The sequence below is a fragment of the Pseudomonas sp. EZ-C24 genome, from assembly GCF_014525325.1.
GTDB lineage: Bacteria > Pseudomonadota > Gammaproteobacteria > Pseudomonadales > Pseudomonadaceae > Aquipseudomonas > Aquipseudomonas shirazensis.
The window spans coordinates 86115-98344 of sequence record NZ_JACDIU010000013.1 but is presented as its reverse complement, the minus strand read 5'-3'; the positions used below and the strand labels follow the sequence as shown (position 1 = coordinate 98344).

At 61.7% G+C, this 12230-nt stretch carries 14 protein-coding genes; 8 read left to right on the top strand and 6 right to left on the bottom strand.

The features are described 5' to 3' along the window. Nucleotides 1-22: 22 nt before the first annotated feature. Entirely contained in the window at nucleotides 23-943 is a 921-nt protein-coding gene (locus IDM28_RS08715) for a LysR substrate-binding domain-containing protein (RefSeq protein ID WP_101318503.1), read from the bottom strand. A gap of 159 nt (nucleotides 944-1102) precedes the next feature. Here IDM28_RS08715 and IDM28_RS08710 point away from each other — a divergent pair, with 159 nt between their 5' ends. The 8 genes from IDM28_RS08710 to IDM28_RS08675 all read left to right on the top strand — a co-directional run bounded on the left by IDM28_RS08710 (nucleotide 1103) and on the right by IDM28_RS08675 (nucleotide 6684). Then, a complete protein-coding gene (locus IDM28_RS08710; RefSeq protein ID WP_101318501.1) occupies nucleotides 1103-1879 on the top strand; it encodes a YqcI/YcgG family protein in 777 nt (258 codons plus the stop codon). A 3-nt stretch (nucleotides 1880-1882) separates the two neighbouring features. Next, nucleotides 1883-2515, top strand: a complete 633-nt coding sequence (locus IDM28_RS08705) for a LysE family translocator (protein ID WP_103436955.1) — start codon at nucleotides 1883-1885, stop codon at nucleotides 2513-2515. Nucleotides 2516-2550: 35 nt separating this feature from the next. Beyond that, nucleotides 2551-3624 (top strand): hypothetical protein, encoded by a 1074-nt coding sequence (locus IDM28_RS08700; protein WP_188035718.1) that lies wholly within the window; start codon nucleotides 2551-2553, stop codon nucleotides 3622-3624. A gap of 192 nt (nucleotides 3625-3816) precedes the next feature. Further along, nucleotides 3817-4461, top strand: a complete 645-nt coding sequence (locus tag IDM28_RS08695) for a hypothetical protein (RefSeq protein ID WP_101322984.1) — start codon at nucleotides 3817-3819, stop codon at nucleotides 4459-4461. 92 nt (nucleotides 4462-4553) lie between these two features. Beyond that, on the top strand, nucleotides 4554-5255 hold the full coding sequence (locus IDM28_RS08690) for an AzlC family ABC transporter permease (protein WP_101322983.1): 702 nt from the start codon (nucleotides 4554-4556) through the stop codon (nucleotides 5253-5255). Further along, nucleotides 5252-5566: an AzlD domain-containing protein gene (locus tag IDM28_RS08685; RefSeq protein WP_101318495.1), complete on the top strand. Its 315-nt coding sequence runs from the start codon at nucleotides 5252-5254 to the stop codon at nucleotides 5564-5566. Before IDM28_RS08690 ends, IDM28_RS08685 begins: the two co-directional genes overlap by 4 nt. Then, nucleotides 5563-6396, top strand: a complete 834-nt coding sequence (locus tag IDM28_RS08680) for an AraC family transcriptional regulator (protein WP_188035717.1) — start codon at nucleotides 5563-5565, stop codon at nucleotides 6394-6396. Before IDM28_RS08685 ends, IDM28_RS08680 begins: the two co-directional genes overlap by 4 nt. Before the next feature lie 60 nt (nucleotides 6397-6456). Next, on the top strand, nucleotides 6457-6684 hold the full coding sequence (locus tag IDM28_RS08675; protein WP_101318491.1) for a hypothetical protein: 228 nt from the start codon (nucleotides 6457-6459) through the stop codon (nucleotides 6682-6684). Between the two features lie 68 nt (nucleotides 6685-6752). On the opposite strand, the gene IDM28_RS08670 is transcribed toward IDM28_RS08675, so the two are convergent. From IDM28_RS08670 to IDM28_RS08650, 5 genes are all read right to left on the bottom strand, one after another. Then, complete coding sequence (locus tag IDM28_RS08670) at nucleotides 6753-7235, bottom strand: copper chaperone PCu(A)C (RefSeq protein WP_188035757.1); 483 nt, start codon at nucleotides 7233-7235, stop codon at nucleotides 6753-6755. 6 nt (nucleotides 7236-7241) lie between these two features. Further along, on the bottom strand, nucleotides 7242-7847 hold the full coding sequence (locus tag IDM28_RS08665; protein ID WP_101318489.1) for an SCO family protein: 606 nt from the start codon (nucleotides 7845-7847) through the stop codon (nucleotides 7242-7244). Between the two features lie 234 nt (nucleotides 7848-8081). Continuing rightward, nucleotides 8082-8666, bottom strand: a complete 585-nt coding sequence (gene nfuA, locus IDM28_RS08660) for a Fe-S biogenesis protein NfuA (RefSeq protein WP_101318487.1) — start codon at nucleotides 8664-8666, stop codon at nucleotides 8082-8084. A 58-nt stretch (nucleotides 8667-8724) separates the two neighbouring features. Next, complete coding sequence (locus IDM28_RS08655) at nucleotides 8725-9759, bottom strand: acyltransferase family protein (RefSeq protein WP_101318485.1); 1035 nt, start codon at nucleotides 9757-9759, stop codon at nucleotides 8725-8727. Nucleotides 9760-9901: 142 nt separating this feature from the next. Continuing rightward, nucleotides 9902-12211: a fatty acid cis/trans isomerase gene (locus IDM28_RS08650; protein WP_181089356.1), complete on the bottom strand. Its 2310-nt coding sequence runs from the start codon at nucleotides 12209-12211 to the stop codon at nucleotides 9902-9904. Nucleotides 12212-12230 lie beyond the last annotated feature (19 nt).

The following is a 12230-nucleotide window of genomic DNA, read 5'->3' as shown; positions in this document are numbered from 1 at the left end:
GCAGGGATTCTACCCTGTTGCGTCAGCCGTAGAGGTAGTTGATCTCCTTGGACACCAGCGGCGGCACCTGGGCCAGCAGAAAATCGCGCAGCCGCAGCATCTGCCGAGCCTTGGGGCTGGCCTTGAGCCAGGTCATGTAATAGCCGTCGCCGGTTGCCACGGCGTGCTTGAACGGCATTACCAGGCGCCCGGCAGCGACGTCGGCGCTGGCCAGCACCAGGTCCACTACCGAGATGCCCAGGCCTTGCTGGGCGGCGGAAATACCTTGATCAAGGGTGTCGAACACCTGCCCCTGGTCGATGCTGATGTGCAATGCGTCCATCCGCGCCAGCCAGCGCCGCCAGTCACGCCGGTCGGTCGAGGGGTGCAGGAAGTCGCACTGACTGAGTATGGCCAGATCCGGGTTGGGGTCTTGCAGGTAATCGGGGTGGCAGACCGGAATCAGCCACTCGTCGAACAGCTTGAAGCCCTCGACGTCGGCAGGGAAACGACCGTTGGCCAGAAGAATCGCGCAGTCGTACGGTTCTGAATAAAAATCGACGCTATCGATGTCCATCCACACGCTCGACAGCTGCACGCTGCAGCTGTTTTCCACCTTCTTGAAGCCATCCAGCGCGCGCAATAGCCAACGTACGGTGAGCGTCGACGGTGCTTTCAGGCGCAAGCCATAGCGATCCTGACGCAGCAAGGCGCAGGCGTTTTCGATGATCTTGAAGCCGACCTTGAGCTCCTGCGCCAGCAAGCGGCCATGTTCGGTCAGGCGCAGCTTGGGCCCGCGTCGTTCGAACAGGCTGCAGCCAAACATCGACTCAAGGGTCTTGATGTGATGACTGACGGCGCCCTGGGTCAGGGCCAGCTCTTCGGCTGCACGAGTGAATGAGCCGTAGCGCGAAGCCACTTCAAAAGCGCGCAGGGCATGCAGTGCTTGAATCCGTTCTGACATCTATGGCCGTCCGCAGCATGAGTGAGACTAATAGTAGGTCATAAATCCAGGCGTTTTACAACGCTGGGCGCATCTCAGAAAATGCCTGTAAACCATAAATACATAGAGCTAATCAGCCTTAGCTAGGCAGAAATGATCATTAGAACGTCTGGGGAAACCATGTTTACGGGATATGGAAACTGCTATCGCCTGGATGCGCTAGAGCTGGCCGCCGAACATGTCCAGAATACGAGTCACTGGACCTTCAAAACCATAGAACACTTTCGCGCAATTCTCGCCAATCCTGAATTTCCTTGTTTGTTTGGCCGCAAGGCGGTCGGTGCCAAGACGTGTCACATTGTCTTCGCCCGTGCTGAGCACATGGCTGATGACATGGCCAAGGGCTTGACCGACTACGTGCGCACCATCGAACCGATACCTCGCAAGCAACGCATCGGCACCCCGCTGCTGGTGTTCATCGAAACCGCCCCTGGCGGCAGCCTCGACGAGCAGCAGGCGCTGGCCTGGAAAGTGCTGCAAGGCGTGCATGCCCGCGACCCGCAGCCCTGGCCTCAGGACGTGCCTGGCGACCCGCACGATAATCAATGGTCGTTCTGCTTCGCCGGCATGCCGCTGTTCATCAACATGAACTTCCCGGCGCACCGGCTGATGAAGAGCCGCAACCTGGGCGACAGCATGGTCTTCGTGATCAACCCCCGCGAGAGCTTCGAAGAAGTCGCGAGTGCCCAGACCGAGAGCGGTCAGCGCATTCGCGCGCGGATTCGTGAACGGGTCAGCCACTACAACGACGGTGTCGTGCCTGACTCGCTGGGGTACTTCGGCCAAGACGACAATTTTGAATGGAAGCAGTACCAGTTGCAGGAGCAGGGGTCGCTGAACCCGTCGCGCTGCCCTTTCCATGCCCACAAGGCACCCGACACACTGATCGAGAACTGAATCGTGAATACCGCCCTGACTGCCACCTATGCCCTGACCGTGCTGCTGCTGATCGCCACCCCCGGCCCAGTCGTCGCCCTGATCGTCAACACTGCTGCAGCGTCCGGCTCACGCAAGGCGCTGTTCACGGCCATCGGTACCAACTGGGCATCACTGGTCCTGATCGGCGCTGCGGCCTGGATCATCATGACCAGCGCCGCCATCGACAAGGCCTGGCTCAACGGCATGAGCCTGCTCGGTTGCCTATTCATCGGCTACATCGCCGTGGCGACTCTGCGCGAGGCACTGCAACCGCCTACGGCTACAGCGGCAGCCGTGGCAGAAACGCCGCAACCGGCCCGCGGCGGCTTGCTGCAGGGGTTCATGGTGGGCATTTCCAACCCCAAGGACATCATCTTCTTCATCTCGTTCTTCCCGCAGTTCATCCAGATCACCGAGTCGTTCGGCAAGAGCATGGTGGTGCTGTCGCTGCTGTGGATCGCCATCGATTTCGCCGTACTCAGTCTGTATATCTTCGCCATCGGCAGGATCGCTTCGCAGCGCAGCAGCCGCATGATCAGCCTTGCCTCCGGCGTAGCGCTGCTGCTGATTGCAGCGGTCGGCCTGCTTTACAACCTGAAGGAACTGACGGCCTGAGCCGCACACGCCTGCTGACCGAGTGAGGAGGTTTGATGAGCCTGATCGATAGCGCCACGGACGGCCAACTGCTTCCCTTGCAACTGGACTACCAGCGCTTTATGCAGCTGGGCAGCCGGCGTTTGCCGCAAACCCTGTACATGCACGAACGGGGTTATCGCTCGGATACCGTCAATACCGATGCATTGGGCTTGCGCTATAGCCACTGGGCGGGCAAGCGCTACTCGCCCGCCGAACGTGGCAGTACGGCGCGAGTCAACTTGCTGGTGGGCGGCTCGACCGCTTTTGGCATAGGCGCGAGCGGTGATGACGCTACGGTTGCCTCGCACCTGTCGGCGCTCACCGGTGAGGTCTGGCTGAGCCTGGCTGGCTGCGGGCTGAGCGCTACGCAAGAGCTGCTGCTGTTCCTTACACACCAGCATCGGCTGGGCAAGATCGGCCATGTGGTGATCCTCAGCGGGCTCAACACGTTGGCCCAGGAGGCCCTCAGCGAGTTACTGGCCACGGGTTCCGACCCGCGTCAGGCATACCTGAACAGTTTCAATGAGACCTTGCAGGCACCGCCCTGCAAAGACGTCGAGTCGCTCTGGCAACGCTTGCGCCAGGCGTTGGTGCCACGCCGCGAGCAGCCTGCCTTGAGCTGGTCGCTGCCGCCTGCGGACAAGCGCCTGATGCGCGCTGCCGACTGTATTGGGCGCACCTTGCGCCAGTGGGACCGCTTGCTGGCCGACAGCCATGCCACCCTCACCTTCATCTTGCAGCCGCTGCTGCCCTGGTGCCGCGAAACGGTGCCCGCAGCTGAGCAGGCCAGGCTTGATGCCTTGCAACAGCAGCCGGTACCGTTCGATCAGTTGCTGGCGGGCGTTTTCGATGCCGAACGGCACTCGGCATTCTTTCGCCGGATCAAGAACCAAGCCGATTCTGTCGCCTGTTATGACATGAATTGCATGCTCGACAGCTCACCGGTATTCGCCCAGTCACTGTTCGTAGATCGCTTGCATTTCAATGACTTGGGGAACAATACCTTGGCCAAGGTGATCACTGCCAAGCTGGGCCTGGCGCAGGATAAACAACGCCTGCGCAAGGTGACGCCGATCAAGCTCGTCTGATAAACGCGGCCATGGTCTATCGGCATGGGCCTCGGGATGGCTAGAATAGCCGGTCATCGCTGTGATTTACCGAGGCATATGCGCATCTGCAAAGAACATCGAAGCTCCAACGCTGCCAACAGCGGCACGCCACGTTCAATCGTCACGCGTGCTGTCCTGTTCTCGCCCCTGCTCATCGCCCTGGCTGCGCCCATGGCAGACGCGCTTGAGAGCCAGATCGACCCGCACGCTGATCTGCTCTACCGGCAGGCCTTGCCGCTGCTCGAGCAAGCCGACAGCGTGAGCGACAGTCCCTCGCCGCTACGCTCGGTTGCCGACAGCGACCCCGAGCTGAGCCGCCAAGGCCAGGCGCTGGCGCAGACCCTGCCGACCGCGGTGGCGTTGCTGAAAAAGTCGGTGGCGCTGGGGCATCCGGTGGCGCAATACCGGCTGGCGCTGTATTACATGACCTACCTGCCTGCCGCGCAGATTCCCGACGCCGCCTGCCCCTTGCTCGAGGCCAGCCTGCAGCAGGGCTTTGCCCCGCCCGCGCCGGCCATTTCGACCTGGTGCCCACCGTACAACGCCAGCCCGGCGTATCGCGACGCGATGGAAGCCATCCCCAACATGGCCACGTTGTACGCGCAGTACTACCCGCAACCCGCTGTGCGCCTGGCCTGTAACCGCAGCCAGCCACAAGGGTTGCAGATGCAATGGGGGCGGCAGCGCGATTATCAGGCCGAGGTCTACCGGTTGCTGGGTGATCTGGACCCGCAGCATCGGCAGACACTGCTGCAGAAGGCAGTAGAGATCAACGGCTGCGCCGCTGCGCAGCAACGCCTGACCAGCAATCGCTGAAGCACAGGCTGGCCGTAGACGAGCAAGATCGTTCAAGCCAGCCTTGACCTGTTCTGCCATGCTGCGCTGCCTTGTTGTTTGCAGCCGTCATCATGCCCAGCAGTCAGCCAATCACTCGCCACGCCTTTCTCCACGGTGCCATTGCCAGCCTGCCGCTGTCGCTGGCGGTTGCTCCCTGGGGCCTGCTGGCAGGCTCGATGGCCATCGAGGCGAACCTCAGCCCATGGCAAGGCCAAGGCCTGTCGGCGATCGTGTTTGCCGGTGCAGCGCAGTTGGTGGCGATCGGGATGCTCAAGGGTGGCGCCAGCCTGCTGTCGATCCTGCTCACGACCTTGCTGCTGACCTCCCAACATTTGCTCTACGGGCTGTCGATGCGCCCGCTGCTGTCGGGCCAGCCATTGCGCTGGCGGCTGGGCCTGGGTTTCCTGCTCACCGATGAATTTTTTGCGCTGACCAGCCACTACGACCAACAGCAGTTCAACCGCTGGTATGCCTTGGGCGTTGGCCTGACCTTCTACGTGGCGTGGAACCTGTTTACCTTGGCCGGCATTGTGCTCGGCCAGAACATCCCGCACCTGGACCAACTGGGGCTGGATTTCTCCATCGTCGCCACCTTCGTTGCCCTGATAGCGCCCACCGTGCGCAACGTGCCGGCATTGGTGTGCGTGCTGGTATCGCTGTTCAGCTCGGTGCTGTTCACCTACTGGCACTGGGAGACCGCATTGATTGCAGCAGGGTTGCTGGGCATGGGTGCAGGCTTTGTCTGTCAAAAACTGGCTGGAGCACGGGCATGATCTGGTTGTTGATCCTGGGCATGGGCCTGCTGGTATTTCTCAACCGCTACGCGTTTCTCGAACCGCGTTTACCGCTGCGCCTGAGCTCCAACGCACGGCAGTTTCTCGGTTTTGCCGTACCCGGCATGCTCACAGCCATCTGCGGACCAATCATCTTCCTGCCTGAGCACCAGCTTGACCTGAGCCTGACCAATCCGTACCTGCTCGGTTCGGTGGTGGCTGTGGCGCTGGTGCTGTTGACCCGCAGTGTGCTGCTGAGCATGCTGGTAAGCATGTTGATCTTCTTCCTGCTGCGCAGCTGGCTGGCATGAGCACACCCCTGCGTGAACAAACCCACCTCTGGCAGGCGCCGGCACTTGGCGACGTCGAGATGCTGCACGCGCGTTATGTGCAGCAACGGTTTGCCCCGCATGTGCATGAAGGCTATGTGTTCACCGTGATCGAATCGGGCGCGCAGCGCTTCTGGCACCGTGGCAGCGAGCACCTGGCGCCGGTGGGCAGCATGGTCCTGATCAACCCCGACGAACTGCACACCGGCGCTACTGCGCACGAAACCGGCTGGCGTTATCGGGGCTTTTATCCCGAGCAGGCACGAGTTACGGGCGTGCTCGACGAGCTGGAACTGAGCGGCCAGGGCATGCCGTACTTTCAGCAGAGCGTGATCAATGATCCCGCCCTGGCGGCGTCGTTCAGCCAGTTGCACCAGCTCTCGGAAGCCGGGGCTAGCGCCTTGCAACAGCAGACTGCCTGGCGCCAAGCGGTGCTGGCCCTGGCCCAGCGGCACGGCCAGTGCAGCGCGCCACGCGATCCAGGCCGTGAGCCGCTGGCTGTCGCCCGCGCTCGTGAGCTGCTGGAAAGCCAGCTCGCCAACCCGCCTTCGTTGGAAGCGTTGGCGGCGGCGGTTAACTTGTCTGCCTTTCACTTTGCCCGGGTATTCTGCCGAGCCACCGGCCTGCCCCCGCACAGCTGGCTGAAGCAACGGCGCCTGGCCCGCGCGCGGGAGCTGCTCAAGGGTGGCATGGCCGCTGCCGATGCCGCGTTCGCCCTGGGCTTTGCCGATCAAAGCCATCTCAACCGCCAGTTCAAGCAGGCCTACGGCGTCACCCCTGGCGCCTACCGCAGCGCCTGCCTGAGCCGCTGAGGCGCCCGGCAAATTCTGCCAGCGCTGCTACACTTCAAGCGCTGAACGGAGGAACCTGCCATGTCTGCAAAAGAGCTCAACACCCTGCTGACGTTGATGAATCAGCGCCAAACCCACTTGACCAGCGCGTGCAAGGAAATTGCCGCTTGGATCGACCGGCAGGGTGATGTGCCCGCAGCCGGCAAGATCCGCGACAGCTTGCGGGCACTGGAGGCTGAAGAAGCACAGGTGCGCAAAACGCTGACCTCGCTGAAGACCGACCGCCCGCTGCCACGTTTTCGCGGTTGATTCTCGGCAAAAAAAAGCCGCTCTCCAGGGAGCGGCTTTCTTTACTGAGCGAATAGCTCCGGCAGCTGTCAGTGCTGATGCGCGTGCTCGTGGCCACCAGTGTTGCCATCGGCTGTCAGGCCACGCACGGGCGCCTGGACCTGCAAGGTCTGCTTGGAGCCCTTGGCGTCTTCGATGGTCAGCGTCAGCGGCACTTGGGCGCCTTCCTTGACCTGCTCATGCAGGCCCATCAGCATCACATGGTAGCCGTTCGGATCCAGGCTCACGGCTTTGCCGGCAGGCAGCTCGATCGACTTGACCTGACGCATGCCCATGACGTCACCGTTCATGGTCATCTCATGCACTTGCACGTCCTTGGCTACTGGCGAAGCGACCCCGACCAATTTGCTGTCGGTGGTGGCAGTCAGCACCATGAAGGCGCCGGTAGCATGCTGCTGCGGCACGGTTGCCCGCACCCAGGCATCGCTGACGCTGGTCTCGGCCAGGGCCGGCAGCGCCATGCCCATCAGTGCCAGAGCGGCCAGGCCGCGCTTGATCGGTTGCAGCGAAATTGCCATTTAGCAGATCTCCATCAGGGTAAGCAGGTCTTCTGTGCATTCCTTGGCATTCAGGGAATGCCCCAGGCTCAGGCGCAGTGTGCTGCGCGAATCGTAGACGTAGCTGGTGGACGAATGGGAGATGGTGTACGTGTCGCCGGTGGGGACCTTTTCGTAGAACACCTTGAACTCCCGCGCAACCGCGGCGATCTCTTCCGGCGTACCGGTCAGGGCCGTGAACGATGGGTCGAATGCCTTGACATAGGCGTCAAGCACTTCGGGCGTATCACGTTCAGGGTCGAGGGTGATGAATACCACCTGCAAGAAGCCAGCATCGCGGCCCATCAGCTTCTTGATCTGGGCGGCACGCGCCAGCGCAGTCGGGCACACGGCCGGGCACTGGGTGAAGCCGAAGAAGATCATCGGCATGGTGCCGTAGAAGCTCGACAAGGTCCGCACGTTGCCTTGGCTATCGGTCAGGCGGAACGAACGGCCGAGGATTTCGTTGCTCATGTTCTTGCCGTACTTGAAATCAAGGCCGCGCGCCGGGTTGCAACCGGCCAACAGGCCAAGCCCGAGTACGCCCATGCCGGCGACAACGGCACGCCGGCTCAACAGATCAGTCATGGAACCATCCTTTACAGGGAAGGTGCCAGCCCCTGGGCAGGGCCGGTCAAAAAGCCGCGGCATTCTGGCATGACCTCTGTTGGCTATCTACCCAACAAAGCCGGTGATCGGCCTGCAGCCCTTGTAATACGCGGCTGCGACCTGTTGTCGCGGGGGTTGAATCAGTAACAGATTGTTGCTAGAAGCGCGACCCGCGCGTTGCTGCCCGGGTCTGCTTGCGCACCACTACCGCTATCAGTAGTAGGCGTTTTCTTTCTGGGTATGGTCGGTCACATCGCGCACGCCCTTAAGCTCAGGAATGCGTTCGAGCAAGGTGCGCTCAATGCCGTCCTTGAGGGTCACGTCGGCCTGGCCGCAGCCTTGGCAACCACCACCGAACTGCAGGACGGCAATGCCGTCGTCAACTACGTCGATCAGGCTCACTGCGCCACCGTGGCTGGCCAGCCCTGGATTGATCTCGGTTTGCAGGTAGTAGTTGATGCGCTCGTTGATCGGGCTGTCTTCGTTGACCATCGGCACTTTGGCGTTTGGCGCCTTGATGGTCAGCTGGCCGCCCATACGGTCGGTGGCGTAGTCGACCAGCGCGTCATCCAGAAACGGTTCGCTGACGGCGTCGATGTAGGCCGTGAAGCTTTTCAAGCCGAGGGCAGTGTCCTCTGGCTTCTCTTCGCCCGGCTTGCAGTAGGCAATGCACGTCTCTGCGTACTGGGTGCCTGGCTGGGTAATGAATACGCGGATGCCGATACCCGGGGTGTTCTGCTTGGAGAGCAGATCGGCCAGGTAATCATGGGCGGCGTCGGTAATGGTTATAGCGCTCATGGAAGTTCCTCACAGACTTGCTGGCAAGTGTACGCCAACCCAGGCCCCGAACAAAGTCCTAGCATTTGACTCGGGATAGCTCCCAGGCTGGCTGCTGCGCCGAACGTGCATCGATCCAGGCCTTCATCCGTTGATACAGGCCGCGTTCCAGCCATTGGTAGCTCAGCCACGACATTAGTCCAATGGACGGCACGCAGAAGGCGAAGACCAGATAAGGGTTGAGTGCAAAGCGCTCGCTGACGAACCAGCCAGCATGCAGCACCAGCACATGGATCAGATATACCGAGTAGGAGCAGTCACCGAGCATCTTGAGCAGCTGGTTGCCACGGAAATACGGCTCAAGCGAGATGAACGCCAGCACCACCAGCGCGCTCGGCAGGCCCCAGTGCAGCAGGCGCAGCGACGCATCCAGCCGGTATAGGGCAAACCCGGCCAGCGCCAGCAATGCCAACGGCAGCCAAAAGCCCTCGCGGATCAGACCTCGGCGGTAGAGCACGCCCAGGCCGATCCCTAACAGAAATTCGTAGATGATGCCGTTGTTGTAGAAGTGGCTGACCACCCCCAGCCGCCCCAGAACTTCGCTGACCAGCAACAGCGCGGCCGTGACCAGCAGCAGGTGCAGACGCCGACGTACCATGAAGGCGAGGCCGAACAGCAGATAGAAGAACATCTCGAAATTCAGTGTCCAGCCCACATTGAGCGTTGGATACATGCCGTAGCCGCCGGGGTTTTCTGCCGGGATGAACAGCAACGACAGCAGCAAATGCTGCCAGTCGAACACCTGATGCGGCATCCAGCGGCTGGCGCCGAACAGCAGCAGGGCCATCAGAGCGGTGTAAAACCAGTAGGCGGGTATGATGCGCAACGCGCGGTTGAGCAGAAACTGACTGGGGACGATGTCCTTGTCACGTGTCGACAGGTAGATCACCAACCCGCTGATCACAAAAAAGATGTCCACCCCAACTGCGCCGCGCTCGGCGAGCAGGGCGCCAACGGGGCCGCTGGCGTGGAAGTCGAAGAATATCTGCATGAAATGGTGGCAAACCACCACCCAGGCGGCGAACGCCCGAAGTGCCTGAAGCGAGTACAACATGCAATGCCCTGTGGTCCTGGTGCATTCAAGCCTGGGGTTCGGCGCAGACGCGCCACCGAGAGCGGCGAGCCGAACCACAGACCACTTGCTATTGGGACCACGACATCGATGAAAAGATCAGCCCTCCTGCCGGGCGGTCAACTCACAGGTTTTCATAGCGGTTCATGTCCAGCACCCCCGCTTCCAGCGGATCGGTCTCCTGGATAAAGGTATTCAGATCGTGGAAGTACTGCCAGAACTGCGGGTGACTGCGGCGCACGCCCCAACGCATGACGATGCGCTCGAACTTGGCCGGATCATCGCGCGCAGCTTCCATGTCTTCGACCCACTCCGGGACATCGCTGGCCGGGATGTTGAAGATGAAATTGGGGTAGCTGCTGAGCACGCCCGGCACCAGGGTCAGGGTGTCCAGACCCGGCTGATAGCGCGATTCCTCGCCCAGCAGGAACGCCACGTTGCTGTGCGCACGGTTGCGCAGCAGGCTGTAGACCTGGCGTTGCCCACCCTGCCCTTCGATACGCAGCATGCTCGCTTCGGGCAGCTGATTGATTACCTTCAGGCCTGCGGCAGGACGTGATACCAAGCGGCTGAGGCTCTGCTCGACATCGCGAAACTCGGCGCTCATCTGCGGCCGCGAGCAGTACGCGCCCTGGCAGCGGTTGATCGGGTCGGGCGTGACATTGAGGCTCTTGGTGCGCTGCAGCAATTGCAGACCGAAGTCGCGCTTGGGGTCACGTTCGTCGAGCTTGAAAGCGCTTGCCGTATCGGTGTCGATGTCTTCGTAATCCAGCCACATCTTGACCTTGCCGGTGGTCTGGTACCAATCGCTGAGGATCGCGCCGCGCTGGTCAGCGGGCATCAACCGCAGGAAATTGACCTCGGCGCCGTTACGGATCAGGTCGAAGTAGAGCCGGGTCTGCAACTGGTGCGAGACGTTGCCGAACACATCGAAGTTGACCGCCAGTTGGTAATAGGTGCGCTCAAGCAGCGGGTAGTCGAACAGCCAGCTAGTCAGTGGCACGTCGCCGATCAAGCCTTTGCTCACCGAGGCGCTGTCGAAGTGGCGGAAGATGCTCAGCAGCGCGTTGTCATTACCGGCCCACAAGGTCGACCAGCTCGGCGCGGGGGCCTCAGCATAGGCTTCGCGGCGCAGCTTTTCGTATTCGTTACGCTTGTCGCGGTAGGAATGCCAGAGGCTGATCACGCTGCCAACGTCGTCGATCTGGCCGGGCATGGCCAACAACGGCGTCGCCTCACCGCGATAACGTGCGTCGGTGATGTACAGGTCATGTGCAGGCTCCTGGAACAATGCCCAGAAGTTGTCGCGAATCACATCGGTGGCAATCTGCCCACGGCAGACCGGCCCGCGGATGAACGTGCGCACGAAGTACTCGGCGTTATCCAGCATGAACTGGTAGCGCGCCACCGCCGGGATCGCTTCGAAGGTCTCGAACGGGTTGGCCCGGTGCCTTGGGCCATAGCCTGGCAATGAGGTGGCATGCCAGTCGCCACTATAGAACAGCTGCTTGACCCGTTTGAGCTTCTGCGGCCCGAGCGGGTAGCTGATGTGCGTTTTGTGAACGATCACGCCTTGCACCGGGACCAACCGGTAATAGAAGTCAGTACCGGGCGGGTCGTTGGGTCGGCGAGTGGCGATGATGTCGGCCGGCTGACCGCTGGGCGTGCGCGAACGCACCCACTGGAAGAAGTGCCCAGGCTGGCCACCGACGAAGTCGATATGGGCAAGAAACAGATGTTCGTACAGCCAGCGACCGATCAACGCCTCGGATGAGCCTGGGCGGTTTAGCAACGCTTCCCACTCGGCGATCTGGCTGGCTTCCGCAGCGCTCGGCTGTAGCGCCTGGGCATCGACCGGCGCGCCGGCTGCCAGCCAGCGCTGCAGGGTCTGGTATTCCTGATCGGTCAGGCCGGTGACGGCCAGGGGCATACCTTCGCCAGGATGAACACCGGCGTAGGCATCGAATTCATGGGGCAACGGGCACATATTGTTGCGATTGAGGCCCAGCACAATGCTCTCGGGCAGTTTGGCGTTGGGCGTCAGCGGCGTCTTGTGGCCCAACTCGAGCATGCGCGCCATCAGCGCCGCCTGACTGCCCTGGCCGTCGAGCACCGAATAGAAGCCCTGCTTGCGCCAGGCCTGCTCGCTATGGGCGTCATAGAACAAACGCGTGGTCGGCACCGCCTGGCTGCGGTCGCCTTGATACACCGGCACCTTGGAGGCGCCGCGCTGGGCGCCGTCGGCACTGCCCAGGTTGAGCTGGCAGGCAGCGTCGTTGCAGGCGTGGCAGGCCACACACTTGTTGGTAAAGATCGGCTGAATGTCCCGGGTGTAGGAGATTGCCGGGCTCGATTGCGGGGCCTGCCCCAGCGCCATGCTGCTGACCGACAGGGCCAGCGTGCCAGCTAGGGCAAGTAAACAGCGGTGAATCATGTGCCGAATGTCCTGGTTT

What these genes read in the sequence shown, in the direction of transcription:
- IDM28_RS08715 (WP_101318503.1), bottom strand. Translation starts at nt 943, where the DNA reads ATGTCAGAACGGATTCAAGCACTGCATGCCCTGCGCGCTTTTGAAGTG.
- IDM28_RS08680 (WP_188035717.1), top strand. Translation starts at nt 5,563, where the DNA reads ATGAGCACACCCCTGCGTGAACAAACCCACCTCTGGCAGGCGCCGGCA.
- IDM28_RS08650 (WP_181089356.1), bottom strand. Translation starts at nt 12,211, where the DNA reads ATGATTCACCGCTGTTTACTTGCCCTAGCTGGCACGCTGGCCCTGTCG.
- IDM28_RS08690 (WP_101322983.1), top strand. Translation starts at nt 4,554, where the DNA reads ATGCCCAGCAGTCAGCCAATCACTCGCCACGCCTTTCTCCACGGTGCC.
- nfuA (WP_101318487.1), bottom strand. Translation starts at nt 8,666, where the DNA reads ATGAGCGCTATAACCATTACCGACGCCGCCCATGATTACCTGGCCGAT.
- IDM28_RS08700 (WP_188035718.1), top strand. Translation starts at nt 2,551, where the DNA reads ATGAGCCTGATCGATAGCGCCACGGACGGCCAACTGCTTCCCTTGCAA.
- IDM28_RS08685 (WP_101318495.1), top strand. Translation starts at nt 5,252, where the DNA reads ATGATCTGGTTGTTGATCCTGGGCATGGGCCTGCTGGTATTTCTCAAC.
- IDM28_RS08710 (WP_101318501.1), top strand. Translation starts at nt 1,103, where the DNA reads ATGTTTACGGGATATGGAAACTGCTATCGCCTGGATGCGCTAGAGCTG.
- IDM28_RS08695 (WP_101322984.1), top strand. Translation starts at nt 3,817, where the DNA reads ATGGCAGACGCGCTTGAGAGCCAGATCGACCCGCACGCTGATCTGCTC.
- IDM28_RS08665 (WP_101318489.1), bottom strand. Translation starts at nt 7,847, where the DNA reads ATGACTGATCTGTTGAGCCGGCGTGCCGTTGTCGCCGGCATGGGCGTA.
- IDM28_RS08675 (WP_101318491.1), top strand. Translation starts at nt 6,457, where the DNA reads ATGTCTGCAAAAGAGCTCAACACCCTGCTGACGTTGATGAATCAGCGC.
- IDM28_RS08655 (WP_101318485.1), bottom strand. Translation starts at nt 9,759, where the DNA reads ATGTTGTACTCGCTTCAGGCACTTCGGGCGTTCGCCGCCTGGGTGGTG.